This is a genomic window from Flavicella sediminum (assembly GCF_006381105.1).
Classification (GTDB): Bacteria; Bacteroidota; Bacteroidia; order Flavobacteriales; family Flavobacteriaceae; genus Flavicella; species Flavicella sediminum.
In genome coordinates, this window is sequence record NZ_VDET01000018.1 from 120,100 (window position 1) to 141,650 (window position 21,551).

Below are 21,551 nucleotides of genomic sequence, written 5' to 3' on the forward strand. Positions count from 1 at the left end.
TTAAGATAAACGAGGAAGCAAATTTTTTATAAAGGTAACTATTTTATATATGGATAAAAGGGGTAGTTATGCACAAAAAAGCAAAGTTTTAAACAGTAGCAACAAAAAAATCCCTCAAGAAATTCTTGAGGGATTTTACATATATGTTCTTGATACTATTTTATTCCATTTTCATTTCATAAAATCAATCAAACGGAGATTAGTTTGGTCATTTGACCAACTACCAACTACCAACTACCAACTTCTTACTTCGTCAACCAGTTTTTAGCATTTGTAAAAGCTTCCAACCAAGGAGAAACTTCGTCTTTACGTCCTACAGGATAATTAGCCCAATTCCATTGGAAAATAGAACGCTCAATATGAGGCATCATTACCAAGTGACGACCGTCTTTTGAAGTCATCATGGCTGTGTTATAATCAGAGCCATTAGGATTTGCTGGATAGGCATCGTATCCGTATTTGGCAACAATTCCGTATTGGTCTTCTGCATAAGGTAAACTAAACTTTCCTTCTCCATGCGAAATCCACACGCCTAATGTAGAACCAGCCAAGCTGTTTAACATCACCGAGTTGTTTTCTTCAATCGTTACAGAGGTAAAGTTACTTTCGTGTTTGTTAGAATCGTTGTGTAACATTTTAGGTTTGTCTTCATGGTCAGGATTGATCAATCCTAATTCCACAAATAACTGACAACCGTTACAAATACCAATAGACAAAGTATCGTCTCTTTTAAAGAAATTTTCCAAAGCCGTTTTTGCTTTTTCATTGTATAAGAAAGCACCTGCCCAACCTTTGGCAGAACCTAAAACATCAGAATTAGAGAAACCACCAACGGCTCCAATAAATTGAATGTCTTCTAGGTTTTCACGACCAGAAATTAAATCGGTCATATGTACGTCTTTTACATCAAAACCTGCAAGGTACATGGCATTGGCCATTTCTCTTTCAGAATTCGATCCTTTTTCACGAATAATAGCCGCTTTTGGTCTTGGTTGACTCGCATCCAATACAGGAAGTTTTCCTTCAAAACCAGCAGGGAAATTAAATTTTAAGGCTTGTTCTTTGTAATTGTTGAAACGAGCTGTAGCCAATCCGTTTGCTGTTTGTTTGTTGTCTAATAAATAAGAAGTCCCAAACCAGATATCACGTAAATAAGCAACGTTAAATTCGTGTGTTTCTTCACCGTTGATTACGGTAACCTCACTACTTCTAACAGCGTTTCCTAATACGGTAAACTTTACATCGTTTGCAATTAATATGGTTTCAATGGCTTCATCAGCAGATTGAATAATAACACCACTATTTTCAGCAAACAAAGCTTTGATGGTATCTGCTTCACCTAAAGCAGAAATATCAATTTTTGCCCCCACCATTTCTTGTGAGAAACACATTTCTAATAGGGTTGTAATCATACCACCCGCAGAAATATCATGCCCGGCTAAAATTCTACCTTCTTTAATTAATTTTTGAATTGTATTAAAGCCCGTTTTAAATTTAGCTGAATCTGCAATGGTAGGACTTTCGTTTCCGATTCCTGCAACCGCTTGTGCAAATGATGAACCTCCTAATTTGAAAGCATCATTTGATAAATCGATATAATATATTTTGTTTTGAGCACTTTTTTGGAAAACAGGCTCAACTACTTTGGTAATGTCGTTGCAATGACCCGCAGCAGAAATAATTACGGTACCCGGAGCAATGACATCCTCATTCGGATATTTTTGCTTCATAGATAAAGAATCTTTTCCTGTAGGAATATTGATACCTAATTCAATAGCAAAGTTTGAAACCGCTTCTACCGCATTGTACAAACGCGCATCTTCACCTTCATTTTTACAAGGCCACATCCAGTTGGCAGATAAAGACACAGAGTCTAAATTATCTTCCAAAGGCGCCCATACCAAATTGGTTAAAGATTCTGCAATGGCATTACGAGAACCCGCAACTTCGTCAATTAAACTAGCTACAGGAGCATGTCCAATACTTGTGGCAATACCTTCTTTTCCTTTAAAGTCTAAAGCCATGACAGCTACATCATTCAAAGGCAATTGCAAAGGTCCGGCAGTTTGTTGTTTGGCAACTTTACCACCCACACAACGGTCAACTTTATTTGTCAACCAGTCTTTACAAGCAACGGCTTCTAATTGTAAAACGTTTTCAAGGTAATCGTGAATATTTTCAGTTTCGTAGCTTAAAGCTGCGTAATTTCTTTTGATTGTTTTGTCGGTTAAGATTGTTTTTGGAGAACTTCCAAACATATCATTCATCGACAAGTCCATTGGTTTTTCACCTGTAGTAGCAGACTGGAAAGTGAATTGATCATCGCCAGTAACTTCACCAACGGTGTACATAGGAGAACGTTCTCTGTCGGCAACACGTTTTAAATAAGCTACATTTTCTTCATTAATAACCAATCCCATTCTTTCTTGCGATTCGTTACCAATAATTTCCTTAGCCGATAAAGTTGGATCTCCCACAGGTAATTTATCCAAGTCAATTTTTCCACCTGTATCTTCTACCAATTCAGAAAGACAGTTTAAGTGTCCACCTGCACCATGATCATGAATAGATACAATAGGGTTGATGTCACTTTCTACCATTCCACGAACCGCATTGGCAGCACGCTTTTGCATTTCTGGATTAGAACGTTGTACCGCATTTAATTCAATTTGGCTGTCCATTCCACCTGTATCCGCAGAGGATACCGCAGCACCACCCATACCAATTCTGTAGTTGTCACCACCTAAAATTACAATTTTATCTCCTTTTTGAGGGGTGTCTTTTAAAGCTTGCTCTCTTTTACCATACCCGATACCACCGGCTTGCATGATCACTTTGTCAAATCCTAACTTACGTAAAGAGTTAGAGCTTGTTGCAGATTCGTCTGCCTCAAAAGTTAACAAAGAACCAGAAATTAAAGGTTGTCCAAATTTATTTCCAAAATCAGAAGCACCGTTAGACGCTTTGATTAAAATATCCATAGGAGTTTGGTACAACCATTCTCTTTCGTCCATGGTTTCCCAAGGTCTGTTTTGCGACAAACGAGAATAAGAAGTCATGTAAACCGCAGTTCCAGCCAAAGGCAAAGAACCTTTACCACCAGCCAAACGGTCTCTAATTTCTCCACCTGAACCAGTAGCAGCACCGTTAAAAGGCTCTACAGTTGTTGGGAAATTGTGCGTTTCTGCTTTTAATGAAATTACAGATTCGTATTCTTTTGTTTCGTAAAAATCGGGCTTGTCTGAAGACTTTGGTGCAAATTGCTCTACTTGAGGTCCTTTTACAAAAGCCACATTGTCTTTGTAAGCAGAAACAATTCCGTTAGGATGTGCTTCTGAAGTTTTACGAATCATTTTGAAAAGAGAGATGTCTTTTTCTTCTCCATCAATAACGAACGTTCCGTTAAATATTTTATGTCTACAGTGTTCTGAGTTGATTTGTGAAAAACCAAATACTTCAGAATCTGTTAATTTTCTTCCAATTTTTTCAGACATTCCTTCCAAGTAAGCAACTTCTTCTTCACTTAAAGAAAGTCCTTCTTGTTGGTTGAATGCTTCAATATCTTCAATGGCTAAAACCGCTTGAGGTTTGGTATTGATGGTGAAAATATCTTGATTTAATCCTGTGTACAATACCTGTAACATTGGGTCAATGGTCGCATCTTCTGAATCTACTTTTGTAAATTCTTCAATACGAATAATTCCTTCGACACTCATGTTTTGCGTAATTTCAACCGCATTGGTACTCCATGGAGTAATCATTTCTTTTCTTGGACCCGTGAAAAATCCTTCCAAAGAAGGCTCGTTAATTTGGTTTGCATTTCCAAAAAGCCACACTAATTTTTGAATGTTTTCTGAAGAAAGTTCTTGTGTTTGTACAGCAAATACAGTGGTATTGCGTTGAAAGAATAAAATCATCTAGTCTAAAATGTTTTAAGCGTTTATTGCTTAGATTTTTAAAAGCACAAATTTACATAAAATGAGCCAAATGGCACAGTTTAGAAAGTCAAAAGTTTTAAACAATGCATTGCTAATAAAAAATTATTTTTTCTGCTGAAAGGAGAGCAAAAAGAAAGCGCTAAATTCTTTTTTTGCCCAATCAATTTCTTCTTTAGGAATGGGGTTATTGTCTAAGATCAAACCTTTTAGGCTGTATTTTTTTGTTTCGTAAATTTTAGGAAAGGATTGAATGCGATTGTTGTTTAGATGTGCCAATATTAAACCAGGCATTTCTATAAAAACTTCAGGAAAGGAATTGAGTTGGTTAAAGCCTGCATGTAAAACACGTAATTTTTTCATGTTTTTCATTTCTGGAGCCAAAGTGGTGAGGAAATTATTGTCGATATACAAACGAATTATCTGGTCTAATTTTCCAATCGTTTTTGGGACTTCATACAATTCATTATGATCTAACCAAAGTTCTGATAAATTTTTTAAAGCTGCCAATCGTGTATAATTTACCTCGTTTTGTAGTTTGTTATAGGCTATATTTAAATCGGTTATGCTTTGTAATTTAGCAATGTTTTTAGGCAGTATTTTTAAATCATTTCCTTTTAAGTTTAAGAATTCTAAGGGTAGGTTTTTTAGAAGCTCAAACGCGTTGTTAAAATCTAAATTTGGATTGTATGCCAAGGAAATGTGTTTTAGGTTTTTAAATAGAACACAGTTTTTAGGCAAGGTTTTTAGCTGTAAACTATCTAAAAGTAAGATTTCTACTTTTTCAGGATGTGGAATGTTTTGCAGTTCAAATTCTAGGTCTAGTTCTGTTTGCTTGCTAAAATTTACGATTGTCAAGGCTTTGTCTTTTTTCAAAGAAGAAGTGTTTGCGCAATTTGCAAGCAACAAAAGTAGGAGGCCATATATACTAAATCGAAAGCTATTCATTGTGGGTTGTTTTATAAAATAGGTCGGCTTGAATTTCTATATACAATTTGTCTTTTTTGTCGGTATGCCAAGGATATCGTGGATTTAGACCAAAACCGTCGTGTAATTTATTTTGGATATAGGCGCCCATTTTTTGACTGTTGCTACCTAGTTTTGTATGTAGCGAATAAAAATCAGTTTGGTAAGTTCCAAAAGCATAGGCATTGGCATAAAAAGTTTCTGGGTAATCGGTATTTGTAAACCAAACATTTTTACGTCCTTCCTCCGAATTTCTTTTATTTCTTGGTAGTTTTCCATAATTGGCTTGTGGCGTAAATAAGCTAAGTCCGAACCCAACTTGATACAATTCTGAGAAATTTTGCGCTTTTGAAAATCCTACAAGCAAGGTGCCTGTTTCACCATAATCGGTGCCTTCGCCATACATAATTTTACCAGCCTTAAAATCATTTAAAAAAGCCAAATGTAGGTTGAAGTTGTTTTTAGCATAACGCACTAAAAATTTCCCTCTTCGGTTGTTATAAATTTTTAAATTCCCCGGTAAAATTTCTTTTTCAAAACCAAAACCAAGGCCTTTAAAAGTTGAGGTTTCTTTGAAATCGTACAGGAACGTAGTGTTGGTGGTTGCAACAGAAGAACCTATTAAATTGCTATTGTTCCCTGACCCTATAAGTCCGAAAACCTCATAACCATAACTTTTGCCTTTTGTTTTTAAAGTATGTCTTTTAAGCAGTTGAGAAATAGAAAAAGAAATACCACTTTCAGCAGCCACTCCTTTGTAGTTGGCAGTTCCAAATGCAAAAACACCAAATTTTACGCCTTGGTTCTGATTGCCTAAAGTAATTTTAGAGCTCAGTAAAATACCGCCATTGACATTTAGTTTTTGTCCGAAACTACTGAAAGTTGCGAGTAAAAATAAAGAGCTAAAAAAAAGGAATTTGTGGATCACGAGTGGTTTTTATTTTTCTTTTATAAATATTTTTGTATTGAATGCCGTTAGGAACAAAGAGTCCTTTTCTTTTTCAAAGCGCATATTGCTAATTTCAAGTTTTACATTAACAGTTGCTGCGTTTTTATAGAGGGTCAATCTTTTTTTGTTGAGTTGTATGTTCGTTTTTTCGCCAAATTGCTCAATTAAACTAGTAGATAAGGGCTTTAAATCAAAATCGATGGTTTCTTTTTTTGTATGAAGGGTCAATATTTTTTCAAAAGGATCAATGCGGTCTGTACAATAGGTAAATCCTTGCACATAATACCGCTTGGTGTCGGAGTTTTTGTTGTAATAACGGTTGTTAATCAAAATAGCATATTCTGAAATATCTGTATAATCTAAGTCTCTTGTTGAAAATCGAAAATCTTCCTTTGAATTCCAATTGTTTTTATAAATTCTTCCAGATTGAAGCCCCAAACTTTTCATATACATGGTTTTTTCGTTGACATGCCTTTCACCTGTTTTGGCAATACGAATTAGGGAATCTATATTTTGATGAAAAATTGGCGCCATGCTTTTGTACCCATGGTTGTCGTTTAAATAATCTACAATAGAATAAATTTCATTGTGAATAGAATCGGAAACTAAGTGCTGGTTGATTTTTAATTTTTTGGCATGTAGTTTTGGAAGACTATCCGTAATCCAAAGAACTTCATTCGTGACTTTTCCGTTTGTGGTAATTTTATAGGTTTCTAATAAATTGAGGAGTCGTTTGGATTGGTGTTTTTCACTAACGCTAAACATTCCCCAGGGGCCAAAAGAAGAGAGTGCCAAGAGCAAGGCTAGGGAAGTGGGAATAAATTTGATATTGCTTTTTCCAACAGAAAAATAAACACAAATAATACTAAGCCAAATGCCTAATAAAACAATTATATAACGGTTAATAGTGATGCCATACTGATTGATTCGCATAAAAATAGCGAGAAATAATAGCGCGACTAAGGGCACTAAAATATAGTAGTAGATTTTTGAGAATTGTTTGATCCAAGAATTTTCTTTGGAATTGCTAAAAGGGTAAATTAATAGAATTGCTAAAATTCCCAGTATAGAAACTCCTGAAATTAGATAGGAAACGATGCCTTTTGGCCAGTCCCAATTAGCAATAATTTTGATTCCATAAACATATAAAATGGACAAATAAAGAATCAATAAGGGCAATAAAATAAATTGCGTAAATACTTTCAATCCTTTGGGATAGGTTTTTTGTTCTTCCAAAGAATTTAAATCTGTCGGTATTCCGCCTAAGAAAAACCACGTATTAAAAACACCCGCAATGAAAATATAAATGTCGAAATATAATTTTTCATGTAGGTCTATGGTAAATAATTTGTCAACGGCAAAAAGTGCCATGACCAAACCTAAATATAAAAATCCAGAATAGAGTATGGCTGTCCAAACCCGAATAAATAACATTTTGTTGTAGTTCCAAAAACCGTTCAGTTTTGTGGTTTTCCAATAAGGAACAAAGGAAACTAATAAATGAATGATGATATTGTAAATACTATAGCGAATATAAGGAATACGCGTATTGTTGTTGAATTCGGAATTGGGTAAGGAAAAATAAATAGCGATGAGAAGGAGGAGGGCTAGGCCGTAAAACAATTTCTTTTTTAAGGAGGCTGTTTTTTCAAAAGAATTGTAAACAGAAACACAGAAAAACAAAGGAATACCAAGTGCGGCAGTCAGTAATAAATTGATGTAGGGAAATGCATTGTCAATCTCTTTTTCGTTCTCAAACAAATAAATGCTAATAGCTGTTCCAACAACGGCTGCCAGTATGCTTAAAGGAAACCTTAAAAAGGTAGTTTTGGTTTGAGTAAATAAATTTTTTAGAGAAGGAAGTTTCATAGCAGTTCTTTTTTGAAAAGCTAAAGGTATAAAAGTTTCTTCACCTTGTTCACACTTTACTTAAAACTGGCTATATATTGTTTTCAATCCATTCAAAAACCTTAGAATAAACCTCTTCTCGTACTTTCTTTTTTGAAAGAAATAAATCATGAAGGCCATTTTCTATTTCACAAACTGTTAGGTGTCCTTTTATTTTTTGTGCATACTTCCGAATGTGATTTACATTTAATACCGCATCTGCTTGGGTGAATTTTTCGGACCATTTTTTTTCATAAATTGTTTTATCGCTATGCATTACAAGTATGGGTACATGTAGGCTAGGCGAGTTTTGTATGTTTTTTTGTGCGGTATGTATGGCGCGAATAAAGCCAAGGTTTATATCGGGAGTTTCAAAAGGTTTCCAAGTAGTTGAATAGTTCCATTCACCATATTTATCTTTGTGCAGGCTGTAGCCATATTCTTTTGCAAATCCGCTAGGAATCGTTCTATCTGGGAAGTATTTCCCTAGAAATGCTAAAAAAGGAATGCCAATTTCCCTTTCCAAAAAACTTAAATTAAATTCATAAAACGGACTGTTACAAATAATGCCATGAAAAAGAGTGCTGTTTTTATGGCGCTCCGCATAATTTGTAAGAATAAGCCCTCCATTGGAATGTCCTTTTAAAATGACTTGTGTATTATTTTCCGATTTGATAATAGTTAGAGCCGTTTCTATTTCTTCATCATATTCTAATAAAGAACGAACATTGTTTAATTTTTGATGCTTTAAATAAGAGCGGCCATACTTTCTTAAATCTAAAGCATAAAAATTAAATCCTTTTAAATTGAATCTTTTCGCCATTTGGCTTTGGAAAAAATAATCATTAAAACCATGAATGTATAGAATGGCTTTGGAGGAATTGCTTTCTGCTTTTCGTCTGATCAAGGTGGCTATAGCCTCTCCTTCATAGTCGCTTGCAAGTGGCAAGTTTAACTTACTAAAACCTTCACCAAGAACATCGGGTAAATAATCAGGATTGGAAATTTCTTTTAATTGTGGCGCTTGCATCTTCATTTTAGTTAGAGGTTAAAGGGCTTTTTTGTTTTTTACGAAAGCTATAAATTTTATATTGTAACAATAGCACTAATGCTGTAAAAGTGACAAAAATAATTCCTAGTAATATATTTATTTCAGCGGAGATAGAAGAAATATTGCCCCCATAAAATGCTATTTTTCTAAAAGCACTTAAAAACTGTGTCAAGGGGATGTATTGAGCTACGCTCGTAATTGCATTTGGAAAAGCCAAACTTGGCCAAGTAAAACCACTAAGTACAAATGCTGGGGTTGAAATAACCATTAACAGTTCGGTGGCTTTTAATTGACTTGGAATTGCAATTGAAAATAACATGCCAATACACATAGAAGCTAGGGTTAGCAAGGTTGTTATCACAAACATTGGAAAATTGAAGATGTTTAAATTGATTTTGAAATAGGGAAAAAACAGACTTACAATAGCCCACATAATTGGAATCATTAATAGAAATGGAGTGGATTTTAGTGCGATATGATACAAAGAAGAAGTGCTTTTTTTTACAAGTGTTCCAAAATAACCATCTTCAAAATCTCTGGCAAAAACCAGCGCCATGGCTAAAAAAATAATTTGTTGCATGATAGCCCCCAGCAAACCAGGCAGCATAAAAGTTGAATAGCTTCCTGTTGAATTGTACAATTTGTTAAAATTAATTTTAAAACTTTCGTAGCGCTCGGCGGCTTGAGAAGGATGGAATCCTTGTTTTTTGAATCCTTCTATTTCAATTCCGGCATTTAGGGTCATTAATACTGCTTGAATGTTTTTACTTGCCGTATTGGCATTCAGTATGTTTGCCATGTCTAAGTCTACTCTAATTTCAGGATGTCTTTTTTGAAGAATATCTGCTTCAAAATTTGTTGGAAAAGTAACAACGGCGGCGTATTGATTTTTAGGCATTTCTGCTAAAATATTTCCAGGTGTGTACTTTACTTTGCTAACAAACAATACTTCATTGTCTCTAAAAGCATCAATAATTTTATCGCTAAGTGGGCTCTTGTCTTGATCTACAATTACAATTGGTAAATCCAAAACTTTGGCTTGTTTGTATACATAACCAAATAAAATTCCATAAAATATAGGAGCTCCAATAAAAATGGCAAGTAGCACATTGTTCGAGAAAATTCGTTTGAATTCTATTTTGACGAGTTTTAAAAATTCTTTCATGGCCTGACTATTTAATAAGAATGGTGGCGTTTAAATAAAATTTTTGCTTAGAAATAGCTGAAGTAGGTAGTATCTTTAATTCATAAATAGATTGAGACAATTCATACAATGGAGCCGTACTACTTATGTCTGCATACTGAGCAAGCTGATTGATGGCTTCAATTTTTCCGTTTATTTCTTCTTGGGTATACGGATTTACAAGTGTGTATGTTTTGCCCACTTCAAAATCATAGATTTTAGATTCAGGTACTGTAAATCGAAAGTACAGACTGTTTTTTTTATAGCCATTGATCAATGTATAGCCTGGAGTTAGCAATTCGCCTTCTTCTAAACTGATGGTTTCAATGGTCATGTCTGCCGCAGCAACTAAATATTTTTCATTTGCCGCAATTCGTATTTCTTCTTTAGCACCAAGGGCTCTGTCTAACTGCCCTTTTGCTTGATCAATTTGTTCGGTTCTAACACTTTTGCTAATTTCTTCTTTTTTAGCCTGTAGCGCATTTATTTGCGCCTGAGCCATGTTTCGCTTCATCTTTATTTCATCAAATTGTTGCATGCTTACCAAAGAATCTACATACATGGCTTCTATTCTTTTGTACGAATTTTGAGCAAATTCTAATTGAGCATTGGCAGCATCAATTTTTCCGTTAAGTTGGTCTAACTGTTCTACGGTAGCTCCTTTAAAGGCCATATTTAATTGCCCTTTTGCTGAAGTTATGGCACCTTCGACTTGCATCATTTTTGCATTTACTTCTGGAATGTCGAGCAGGGCTAGGGTGTCTCCTTTTTTTGCTGTTTGTCCTTCTTTTACATAGAGTTTGTCAATTCGCCCAGCAATTTTACTACTTACGGCGATGGTTTCAAATTTTACTTTTCCTCTGTAGGCTGTAATTTCTTCATTGTTTCCGCAAGAGTTTAAAACCAAGGCAGTGCAGAGTATAAATATGGTTGTGAATGATTTCATTGTTTTTTATTTTTATGAGTTTGTACTAATAGGTAAGAATCCCTTTTGCGTGAAGTAATTCTGTCACGGCTTTTCGTTGTTTGAAGTAAGAATTTTGAAGTTTGAAATTGGCCTTTTCCAAGTCGTTTAAAGCAGCAAGCACATCGTTTATAGAGGCAAGATTATTTGTATACTGTCTATCAATCATTTTGTAGGTGTCGTATGCAAGTTCAATTTCTTTTTGAATAATTTGAGTGTTTTGAAGCGCGGACTCGTAGCTTAACTGAGCTTTGATCACACTTAAATGAATGAGCTCATTTGTTTCGGCTATTTGTGCTTGGTACTTTCGACTTTCCAATTTTGTTTTTTTACTTTTTAAGTGAGCTTGATTTCCGTCAAATAGATTCCATTTGATACCAGCACCCACATACCATTTTGGATCAAATAATGATAAATCATCTTCTAGTAATTCATAATGTCCTTTTATGGCCAACTTTGGTATAAAATTGCTTTTTTCCATTTTAGATTTGTAGTCCGTCGCTTTTTCGGCTTCTTCTAAAGCTTTGAGTTCGTATCGCTTTTTTGTAGCCAAAGTTGCATTGATTGCAAAAGGATGTAGTGAGGGATGAAGTGTGTTTAAATAGTTTTTGTTTTCTCCAGTTAATTGAGACAATACCTCAATCAATAAGGTTTTGTTTTGGTTGAATTCTAAAACTTTTCCTGCTAGCTGCTGTTGAGCAAGTTCTATTTTTTTTCGATGGATAGGAGTAGCCAAACCATTTTCTATGGCTTTTTTTACATAATATTCTTGTTTCTTTAAAAGTTTTTCAGAGCTTGTTAGTATCCGTTTAGAAGCATAAACCAATGCAAGTTTGTCATAGGTTTCTATTATGGAAATTGCGATTTTATCTTTTTTGGCCATGCCAAGGTAGTTGAAAGAGGCTTCTTTGTGCTTACTTGCTTTTAGGGCATGACTGGCTTCTTGTCCGCTAAATAGCACCCAGTCTAAATCGATAGAGGTTTTTAAAATATTTTTATTTTGCAAATTAGAAATCTCTGTAAGGGGTATGCTTTCTGGAAAAGGATCGTTAAAGGGAATACCAATGGCCTCCTTAATGAGTAATTTTTGTGTGGCAATCAATAAGTTTTGTGTGTCATCATCAAAACGAATGTCGTCATCTAATCTGGTGTAACTACCATTTACGGTAATTTTGGGTAAAAAAATGGATTTAGCCATTTTTTGATCGACTGCCGTTTGCTTTCGCTCTAAATTATTTATTTGTAAGCTGTAACTTTTGTTGATTCCTTTGTGAATTAAATCTTGAAGAATTGGATCTAATTGTTGTGCTGTGCTTGTAGCCCAAACAAAACAGACAAAGGTTATGAAAAGTATGTTAGATTTTTTTATTTGCATGGTAAATCGTTTTAGTATTACCATGCAAATGTCTCAATGAAATGGTTGATTTCATTTGACTTATATCAAAAAGAAAATTTATTTTAGCAATTCATTCTTTCTAATCCGACTGAGCGTTTCTTGAGTCATGCCAAGATAGGAAGCAATATGTCCTAAGGGAACTTGATGTGAAATATTTGGAAATTCGGTAAGCATATAGTCGTATCGCTCGCGCGCCGTTTGAAATTGAATGGCGTTTACTTTATGGACAATTTTGGTCAACATTTGAATAGAGATCAACCTAGCCAGTTTTTCCATTTTATGGTACTTGTTTAAAAGCACATCCATTTTTCCTTTAGTAATACTGTAAAGTATAGAATCTTCTAAAACTTCTAAATAATACAAGCTAGGCGTTTGTTGAAAAAAACTATCAGCGCTCGACATAAAATTACCGGCATCAAAAAACCATTGTGTTATTTCTTTGCCATCTTGCTTTAGGTAATAACTTCTTCCAATTCCTTTTTCAACAAAATACAATTTCGTAGAAATCTGACTTTCTTTTATTAAAATTTGATTTTTTTGTACCTGTTCTTTTTCAAAATGAGAGAGTATGTCGTTTAACTCATCATGCGTAAAGGGAACTAAATCGATTAGAAAATCAGTAAGCATACATTGTGTTTTTAGGTTGCCAATGAAAAACTAACTTTTTTTCTTTCTAATTTTCATATTCAAAGCTTCAACTCCTAATGAAAAAGTGATTGCAAAATACAAATACCCTTTAGGAATAGCCCCTATATGCTGATGGAAAAATTCTGTTTGTGCCAAATGAGCCCCTTCGGTAATTAGCATAAATCCGATCAATATTAAAAAAGACAAGGCCAACATTTGAATGGTAGGATGTGCATTGACAAATTTCCCTACAGGATTGGCAAAGAGCATCATAATTAACATAGAAACAACCACAGCAGTTATCATTATAACTAAAGCGCCTTCCGTTCCATTGGTCATTCCAACCGCCGTTAAAACCGAGTCGAATGAAAATACAATATCTATTAAGACAATTTGTACAATCGCTTTGGATAGCGTGGTTGTTACTTTTTTGGCAGTAGATTCCTCTTCGGTAATTCCTTCTACTTTGTGGTGTATTTCACTGGTGCTTTTGTACAATAAAAAGAGTCCTCCAATAATTAAAATAATACTCTGACCTGAAATATGCGTTGTCAACCACGAAGTTTCAATATCTATAATTGAATCTTTCATGGCTATTAAATAAGAAACCCCTAACAATAAAATAACACGGAAAACCATGGCCAATAACAAACCGATATTGGTTGCTTTTTTTTGTTGCTCCTTTGGAAGTTTTCCAGTGGTGATAGAAATGAAAATGATATTGTCAATTCCCAAAACAATTTCAAGAAAAGTTAAGGTTAATAGGGCAATCCAGGTGTCTACTTGTGTAAAAATTTCCATCGTATTTATGATTGTTGTGTTTTAAATTTTAGCTTCTCGCTTCTCGCTTCTCGCTTTTAGTTTTTCACTTTTAGCTTCTCGCTTTTCGTTTTTGGCTTTTAGTTTTTAGTTTTTCACTTTTAGCTTTTAGCTTTTAGCTTTTGGCTTTTGGCTTTTTGCTTTTTGCTTTTGGCTTTTGGCTTTTTGCTTTTGGCTTTTGGCTTCTCGCTTTTGGCTTTTGGCTTTTAGCTTTTGGCTTTTGGCTTCTCGCTTTTGGCTTTTAGCTTTTCACTTTTGGCTTTTCACTTTTAGTTTTTCACTTTTCACTTTTCACTTCTCGTTTTTAGCTTTTAGCTTTTGGCTTCTCGTTTTTCACTTTTTGCTTCTCGTTTTTAGCTTTTAGTTTTTCACTTTTCACTTTTAGCTTTTGGCTTTTCGCTTTTCGCTTTTGGCTTTTGGCTTTTCGCTTTTCGCTTTTGGCTTTTGGCTTTTGGCTTTTCACTTTTGGCTTCTCGCTTTTTGCTTTTCGCTTCTCGTTTTTCACTTCTCGCTTTTGGCTTTTCGATTTTGGCTTTTGGCTTCTCGTTTTTAGCTTTTAGCTTTTGGCTTCTCGTTTTTCACTTTTGGCTTTTCATCCGATATTTTAATAGTACTTCCTTTTTGTTTGAAATTATTGTTTACATAATTTGCTTGAAACTCGTAAGAGTTGTCTTTTATTTTTGTGATTTTCACGACAAATTCGGTACTGTCTAATTTCGATTTCGGGTTGACTTTTAACAAACGAAATTCAAATTTGTTTTTCCATTCAATATGAAAAGTATCCACTTGACTTCTATAAGTTTCAATTTGAAAATCTTTGGTTCTATAAAAAGAAGAACTGTCTTTTTTATTTTCTAAATAGGTTTTAAACGAACCCGTTTCAAAAGAAAAAGGTGTGGTTTTACGCTCTTGTTTGCAAGAAATTAACAAACAGATAAACAGGGAAGCGGCTACAAAAAATATTTTTTTCAACATTTACCAAAAGTACTAAAATTACTGAGCTTGTTTTGCCAAGATCTTGATTTTTTCATCAAAAATATAGGCTTCTTTTAAAGCACTTCTCAAAGGAATTCCTTCCTTCATTTTTGGTCGCTTGTGTCCTGTTGCTGTCAACCAGGCATCTTTCATAAAGCTTTGCTTTTCAGAAACTAATTGCAAGAGTAAGTTCTTTTCGTTTTTATAATTTGAAATAGCATTTCGTATGTTTTCTGTTTTGGCGACTTCCGGCTGCCCTAAGTACAGTAAAATTTCTCTGGCCATTAGCCAGTGTCCTAATTTGTTTGGGTGAATTCCGTCTTTGGCAAAAGCAAAATCAGGATTTTTTTCTCTTTTTTGAAGCAATGCTTTTTTCATAGGCCAATACAAATCAATGACTTTCCAATTTTGATCTTTTTTCTGAGCGATGATCCAATCGGAATAGGTGTCCATCACCTTAGCATAGGCTTTGTCTTTTTTTTCATCAAAAGCAGAAGGGGTCATATAAACAACAGGAAGTTTTCGTTTTTTTATTTCTGAGTCTAGCCATTGCATTCCTTCTTTAAACTTATCAAAACGGTTCTGATCAAAGGGTAAATAAATTCCATCGTTAATTCCATAACTAGCGAAAACAAAATCGGGTTTGGTCTTTTTAAAGATACGTTTCAAACGTTCTCTTAAGTCGGGTCTAGGAAAAGCTCCTTTGGCATGGTTAGGCTCTGAAAGTCCGGAAACAGTTTCACTAGGTAGTCCCACGTTTATAAATTGATATTTATTGTTCGGGTATTTTAAGCGCAGATAGGTTTCTAAATAACTAATATAAGTTCCTTGGTAAGTGATGCTATTTCCTAAGAAAAGAATTTTTTTAGTGTTTTTACCTAAAACAGTTTTTGGCTGTGCATTTCCTTGGGTAAAAGAAATAAGAAGTAGTAGGATTAAGAATTTTAAGTTTTTCATATTCCAAATATAGTAGGTTTATGGACTATAAAAAAACGAAGGAATTTGAAAAGACATATCGGATTTAGCTTCCTTTTTTATTAGCGCAAGGAACTGTTGCGAAACAAAAAAAACCTAACAGGTCTCCAAGACCTGTTAGGTTTACTTTATGCTATAGTGATGAGTTTTGTCGAGATTTAGCTTCCTTTTTTATTAGCGCAAACAACTGTTGCGAAACAAAAAAACCTAACAGGTCTCTAAGACCTGTTAGGTTTACTTTATGCTTTAGTGATGAAGTTTAGATTCCAGTATAATTACTTGGGGTAATTACTTTCAATTCTGCTTTAATAGCATCAGAAACTTCTAAAGTATCAATAAAATCAGCAATAGATTTTTGGTTGATTACTGAATTTGTTCTTGTCAATCCTTTCAAAGCTTCGTATGCATTTGGATAGGCTTCTCTTCTAAGAATTGTTTGAATTGCTTCCGCAACGACTGCCCAGTTATTTTCTAAGTCGGCCTCAAAAGCTTCTTTGTTAATCAATAATTTGTTCAATCCTTTTAAGGTAGAAGCAAATGCAATTAATGTATGTCCAAAAGGAACTCCAACATTTCTTAAAACTGTAGAATCTGTTAAATCGCGTTGCAAACGAGAAACAGGTAATTTTGCTGCTAAATGTTCAAACAAAGCATTTGCCAATCCAATATTTCCTTCAGAATTTTCAAAGTCAATAGGATTAACTTTATGAGGCATAGCAGAAGAACCTACTTCTCCTTTTTTAATTTTTTGTTTGAAATAATTATTAGAAACATAAGTCCAGATATCTCTGTCTAAGTCCATAATAATAGTATTGATACGTTTCATGGCATCAAAAATTCCTGCCATATGATCGTAGTGCTCAATTTGAGTTGTTGGGAAAGAATGGTGTAAACCTAAAATATTTTCAACAAAATTAGTTCCAAAAGCTTTCCAATCAACATTTGGATAGGCTACTTTATGTGCGTTGTAATTTCCAGTTGCACCACCAAATTTAGCTGCATGTGGTGTGTGTTGTAAATGCAATACTTGCTGATTTACACGTTCTACAAATACAAACAATTCTTTTCCTAAACGCGTAGGAGAAGCGGGTTGTCCGTGTGTTCTTGCTAGCATAGGAACATCGTCCCATTCTTCAGAAAGATCAGCAATTTTAAGAGTCAATTCATCTAAAGAAGGGTAATACACTTCCTCCAAAGAATCTTTGATAGACAAAGGAATTGCCGTATTGTTGATGTCTTGAGAAGTCAAGCCAAAATGGATGAATTCTTTATAAGGAACCAAGTTTAGAATGTCGAATTTTTCTTTGATGAAATATTCAACCGCTTTTACATCATGGTTGGTTACATTTTCAATTTCTTTAATTCTCAACGCATCTTCAGAAGTAAAAGAGGTATAAATTTCTCTTAAAGCTGGAAATAAGGAATTGTCAAAACCTTCTAATTGAGGCAAAGGAATTTCGCACAAAGCAATAAAATATTCAATTTCAACTTTTACACGGTACTTAATCAAAGCTTCTTCAGAATAGTAAGCTGCTAAAGATTCTACTTTTCCTCTATATCTCCCATCAATAGGCGAGATTGCATTTAAATTCGTTAATGACATTCTTTTAGATTGAAAATTAAGGCGCAAAAGTACGCAATTCTAGAGAATTTTTGTGGCATTGCATAAAATTTTTATAGGATACTTGTGTGTGAAAGCAGTAAAATTACTGTTCGAATTTTCTCATTGTAGTTTTTTGAACAGCGTTGCGTGGATAATTTGATAAATTGTGCTCTGTAATTTAAAAATAAGAAAATGAAATTTAGAAAAGTACTGGCGCTTATCGCTTTAATTGGAACCATGAGTTCTTTTGCTAGCATTACAGGAAATGAGCTAACTCTGGTTAAACGAAAAATTAAAGTATTGATTATCGACGGTCAAAATAATCATGGTGTTTGGCCAAAATCAACCATTATGATGAAGCAGTATTTAGAAGAGACCGGCTTGTTTACGGTTGCTGTAGAGCGCACACAATATTTATGGAAAGGTGAAGGAGAAAAAGCATTTTTACCTTTGGCCAATGCTAGAACAGGTGAGTTTTTGAAATCGCCAAAAACAGATCCAGATTTCTGTCCGAAATTTAGCAAGTACGATGTGGTGGTTTCTAATTTTGGTTGGAGAGCTGCCCCTTGGTCGGAAAAAACACAAAAATCTTTTGAAAAATTCATTCAAAAAGGTGGAGGTTTTGTTTCTGTACATGCGGCAAATAACTCCTTTCCAGAATGGTTGGATTATAATAAAATGATTGGCCTTGGCGGGTGGGGAAATAGAAATGAAAAAGACGGTCCTTATGTGTATTATACAAATGAAGGAAAATTAGTGAGAGATACTTCTGCTGGTGGGGCAGGTGCACATGGAAAAAGACATGAATTTCCTGTGACCATTCGGGAAGCAAATCACCCAATAACCAAAGGAATGCCGAAGGTTTGGTTAACAAATGCCGATGAGTGCTATGCAAAGTTAAGAGGTCCAGCAGAAAATATGACCATTTTAGCGACAGGTAAAGATCAAAATGCAAAAGCACCAACCGACAGACATGAGCCAATTTTTATTGTAACAGATTACGGAAAAGGAAGAGTGTTTAATACGATTTTAGGACATGATGCTGTTTCATTTCAAAGTGTTGGTTTTATTGTTTCTTTTACAAGAGGTGTAGAATGGGCAGCAACAGGAAAGGTAACACAAGCCATACCAAGCGATTTCCCAAAAGCTGAAAAATCATCGGGGAGAAAATTTTCTTTAAAAAAAATAAAATAAAATAAAAAAAGGATGCAAAAAATATTTTCAAAAGTAGCGGTAGTTCTAACGTTTTTAGTCGCAGCCAATGCAGTACAAGCCCAAAAAGAAGGGATTGTGATGAAACAAGAAGGACCTTCAAAAATGGTGAAGTCGAAAGACTGGAAACCAATGTTGGATAAAGAATTAAGTCAGTGGGAAGTTTGGACAGGTGTGCCTCATAAAACCGTAAAAAACTTGCCAAAAGGTTATGTGGTTCCCGAAGATGGAAAACCAGTAGCACCAATTGGTTTGGATAATTCTATGGAAGTTTTTAAAGTAACGGAAGATGAAAATGGCGAGCCTATTTTAAATATTTCAGGTTTGATTTATGCGGGCTTGACTTCAAAAAAAGAATATAAAAATTACCATTTGACCTTATTGTTTAAATGGGGTGAGAAAAAATACGAACCTCGTTTAAAGGCTTTGCGAGATAATGGTTTGTTGTACCATTGTTATGGCGAGCATGGTGCTTTTTGGAATGTGTGGAAACGTTGTTTAGAATCGCAAATACAAGAAGGAGATTTTGGTGATTTGTATACTTTGGCAGGAACAAAAGCAAAAGTACAAGTGAATGAATTTAACAGATGGGATCCAAAATCGGACAAAATTTCTGGAAAAGGAAAAAGATTGTACGATACAGAAAGTAAACATGGGGCATGGACAAGAGTAGATCTTTATGTGCTAGAAGACCAAGCAATCCATGTAACCAATGGAAAAGTAACTTTTGCTTTAAAAGATGCCTTGCGTCATGATGGAAAGAAATTAGACAAAGGGCAGTTGCAAATTCAATCAGAAGGAGCAGAGGCTTATGCCAAAGGAATTTTTATTAGACCGATTAAAAAGTTTCCAAGAAAAATTAGAAAAGCAGCTGGGTTTTAACACCAAACTTTTCAAGAACATAAATAAGTCCTGCTTCGGTGGGACTTTTTTTTTGAAAAGAATACAGCAAGCGAATATTTTTTTAAATTTTACTTAAGCATCCAACATCCTGATAGCTTAAAACCTTGTTAATAATTATTTCGCAGACCCTTTTAATTCTCTAGTGAAAATACTATTTTAGCAACACTTCAAGCTTTAGAATAGAATACATGACAGAGGAAACAAAATATACAGAAGATAACATACGATCATTAGACTGGAAAGAGCATATTAGGATGCGTCCCGGAATGTATATTGGGAAATTAGGCGATGGAACTTCACAGGATGATGGTATCTATATTTTAATAAAAGAAGTACTCGATAACTCCATTGATGAGTTTGTAATGAATGCTGGTAAAACCATTGAAATTTCTGTTCGAAACACCAGTGTTATTATTCGCGATTATGGTCGTGGAATACCTTTGGGGAAAGTGGTAGATGTAGTTTCTAAAATGAATACGGGTGGAAAATACGACTCCAAAGCCTTTAAAAAATCAGTAGGATTAAACGGGGTGGGTACCAAAGCCGTAAACGCCTTGTCAAGCAGTTTTAGAGTGCAATCTTTTAGAGATGGAAAAACAGTTTATGCCGAATTTGAGCAAGGAAACTTGATTGAAAAAAGCGATGCAGAAGCTACCAGTCAGCGAAGAGGTACACGTGTGAACTTTACACCAGATCCAAGTATTTTTTCAAACTACAAGTTCAGAAATGAATATGTGGTAAAAATGATTAAAAATTATGTGTATCTAAACACAGGGTTGACCATTGTTTTTAACGGAGAAAAATATTTTTCTGAAAATGGATTGAGAGATTTGCTAGATGAAAATATCAATGAAGATGACAAAGCATATCCAATAGTACATTTAAAAGATGAGGACATTGAATTGGCCTTAACGCATAGTAAAACACAATATACAGAAGAATATCATTCGTTTGTAAACGGACAGCATACCACACAAGGAGGTACGCATTTGGTAGCCTTTCGGGAAGCCATTGTAAAAACGGTTAGAGAATTTTTTGGAAAAACCTTTGAAGCCAGTGATGTTCGGAAATCTATTGTAGGAGCCATTAGCATTAAGGTAATGGAACCTGTTTTTGAAAGTCAGACCAAAACCAAGTTGGGATCTACCGAAATGGGAGGTAATTTGCCAACTGTTCGTACGTTTATCAACGATTTTATAAAAACCAAACTGGACAATTATTTGCATAAAAATCCAGATGCTGCGGAACAAATTCAACGTAAAATATTACAAGCCGAAAGAGAGCGTAAAGAGCTTTCAGGGGTACGTAAATTGGCAAGAGATAGAGCTAAGAAAGCGAATCTTCACAATAAAAAATTACGAGATTGTAGAGTGCATTTTGGCGATTTGAAAAAGGAGAATCGATTGGACACGACTTTGTTTATTACCGAGGGAGATTCAGCCAGTGGTTCTATAACAAAATCGAGAAATGTAAATACCCAAGCCGTATTTAGTTTAAAGGGAAAACCTTTGAATTCGTATGGAATGAGTAAAAAGGTGGTTTATGAAAATGAGGAATTCAACTTGTTGCAAGCTGCTTTAAATATAGAAGAAAGTTTAGAAGATTTACGTTATAATAATATTGTTATTGCAACGGATGCCGATGTGGATGGAATGCATATCCGATTGTTGTTAATTACTTTCTTTTTACAGTTTTTTCCTGAAGTCATCAAAGAAGGGCATTTGTTTATTTTAGAAACGCCTTTGTTTAGAGTACGAAATAAAAAAGAAACCATTTATTGCTATTCGGAAGAAGAAAGAAAAGATGCGTTAGAAAAATTATCAGGGAAACCGGAGATTACTCGATTTAAGGGATTGGGGGAAATTTCACCAAATGAGTTTGTACATTTTATTGGTGACAATATTCGTTTGGATCCAGTAATGCTAGATAAAGAAATGCCAATAGAAAAAATGTTGGAATTTTATATGGGAAAAAATACTCCCGATAGACAGAAGTTTATCATAGAAAACCTAAAGTTTGAACTGGATGTAGTGGAAGATTTATAATGAAAGAATTGCTAAAAAGATTCAAGCCCACGTTTCAAGTGTATAATTTTTTTCAAAAGAA

At 34.5% G+C, this 21,551-nt stretch carries 17 protein-coding genes; 3 read left to right on the forward strand and 14 right to left on the reverse strand.

All coding sequences use genetic code 11. The features are described from left to right. Nucleotides 1-245: 245 nt before the first annotated feature. The 14 genes from purL to purB all read right to left on the reverse strand — a co-directional run bounded on the left by purL (nt 246) and on the right by purB (nt 17,330). Nucleotides 246-3,917: a phosphoribosylformylglycinamidine synthase gene (gene purL, locus FGM02_RS15270; RefSeq protein WP_139959363.1), complete on the reverse strand. Its 3,672-nt coding sequence runs from the start codon at nt 3,915-3,917 to the stop codon at nt 246-248. A gap of 123 nt (nt 3,918-4,040) precedes the next feature. Next, nucleotides 4,041-4,811 carry a leucine-rich repeat domain-containing protein gene (locus FGM02_RS15275; protein WP_139959364.1) on the reverse strand — a complete coding sequence of 257 codons (771 nt, stop codon included), beginning with the start codon at nt 4,809-4,811 and terminating at the stop codon, nt 4,041-4,043. Nucleotides 4,812-4,875: 64 nt separating this feature from the next. Next, nucleotides 4,876-5,829, reverse strand: coding sequence for a hypothetical protein (locus tag FGM02_RS15280; protein ID WP_139959365.1), 954 nt, complete (start codon nt 5,827-5,829; stop codon nt 4,876-4,878). 9 nt (nt 5,830-5,838) lie between these two features. Then, complete coding sequence (locus FGM02_RS15285) at nt 5,839-7,719, reverse strand: DUF4153 domain-containing protein (RefSeq protein ID WP_139959366.1); 1,881 nt, start codon at nt 7,717-7,719, stop codon at nt 5,839-5,841. A 70-nt stretch (nt 7,720-7,789) separates the two neighbouring features. Continuing rightward, nucleotides 7,790-8,773: an alpha/beta hydrolase gene (locus FGM02_RS15290; protein WP_208021529.1), complete on the reverse strand. Its 984-nt coding sequence runs from the start codon at nt 8,771-8,773 to the stop codon at nt 7,790-7,792. Nucleotide 8,774: 1 nt separating this feature from the next. Then, a complete protein-coding gene (locus FGM02_RS15295) occupies nt 8,775-9,953 on the reverse strand; it encodes an ABC transporter permease (protein ID WP_139959367.1) in 1,179 nt (392 codons plus the stop codon). Nucleotides 9,954-9,960: 7 nt separating this feature from the next. Further along, a complete protein-coding gene (locus FGM02_RS15300) occupies nt 9,961-10,917 on the reverse strand; it encodes an HlyD family secretion protein (RefSeq protein WP_139959368.1) in 957 nt (318 codons plus the stop codon). 25 nt (nt 10,918-10,942) lie between these two features. Continuing rightward, nucleotides 10,943-12,310 (reverse strand): TolC family protein, encoded by a 1,368-nt coding sequence (locus tag FGM02_RS15305; protein WP_139959369.1) that lies wholly within the window; start codon nt 12,308-12,310, stop codon nt 10,943-10,945. A gap of 78 nt (nt 12,311-12,388) precedes the next feature. Continuing rightward, the gene (locus tag FGM02_RS15310; RefSeq protein ID WP_139959370.1) at nt 12,389-12,958 is read right to left on the reverse strand and encodes a Crp/Fnr family transcriptional regulator; all 570 of its coding nucleotides are present in this window, start codon (nt 12,956-12,958) and stop codon (nt 12,389-12,391) included. A 30-nt stretch (nt 12,959-12,988) separates the two neighbouring features. Next, nucleotides 12,989-13,759: a TerC family protein gene (locus tag FGM02_RS15315; RefSeq protein WP_139959371.1), complete on the reverse strand. Its 771-nt coding sequence runs from the start codon at nt 13,757-13,759 to the stop codon at nt 12,989-12,991. Between the two features lie 322 nt (nt 13,760-14,081). Then, nucleotides 14,082-14,282 carry a hypothetical protein gene (locus FGM02_RS15320; RefSeq protein ID WP_139959372.1) on the reverse strand — a complete coding sequence of 67 codons (201 nt, stop codon included), beginning with the start codon at nt 14,280-14,282 and terminating at the stop codon, nt 14,082-14,084. Nucleotides 14,283-14,326: 44 nt separating this feature from the next. After that, nucleotides 14,327-14,752: a hypothetical protein gene (locus tag FGM02_RS15325; protein ID WP_139959373.1), complete on the reverse strand. Its 426-nt coding sequence runs from the start codon at nt 14,750-14,752 to the stop codon at nt 14,327-14,329. A gap of 18 nt (nt 14,753-14,770) precedes the next feature. Further along, nucleotides 14,771-15,709 (reverse strand): SGNH/GDSL hydrolase family protein, encoded by a 939-nt coding sequence (locus FGM02_RS15330; protein ID WP_139959374.1) that lies wholly within the window; start codon nt 15,707-15,709, stop codon nt 14,771-14,773. Between the two features lie 277 nt (nt 15,710-15,986). After that, entirely contained in the window at nt 15,987-17,330 is a 1,344-nt protein-coding gene (gene purB / locus FGM02_RS15335; protein WP_139959375.1) for an adenylosuccinate lyase, read from the reverse strand. A 192-nt stretch (nt 17,331-17,522) separates the two neighbouring features. On the opposite strand from purB, the gene FGM02_RS15340 reads away from it, so the two are divergent. The 3 genes from FGM02_RS15340 (at nt 17,523) to FGM02_RS15350 (ending at nt 21,490) form a co-directional block, all read left to right on the forward strand. After that, on the forward strand, nt 17,523-18,524 hold the full coding sequence (locus FGM02_RS15340) for a ThuA domain-containing protein (RefSeq protein WP_139959376.1): 1,002 nt from the start codon (nt 17,523-17,525) through the stop codon (nt 18,522-18,524). Between the two features lie 12 nt (nt 18,525-18,536). Next, a complete protein-coding gene (locus FGM02_RS15345) occupies nt 18,537-19,424 on the forward strand; it encodes a 3-keto-disaccharide hydrolase (RefSeq protein WP_139959377.1) in 888 nt (295 codons plus the stop codon). A gap of 209 nt (nt 19,425-19,633) precedes the next feature. After that, a complete protein-coding gene (locus FGM02_RS15350; RefSeq protein ID WP_139959378.1) occupies nt 19,634-21,490 on the forward strand; it encodes a DNA topoisomerase IV subunit B in 1,857 nt (618 codons plus the stop codon). Nucleotides 21,491-21,551: the final 61 nt, after the last annotated feature.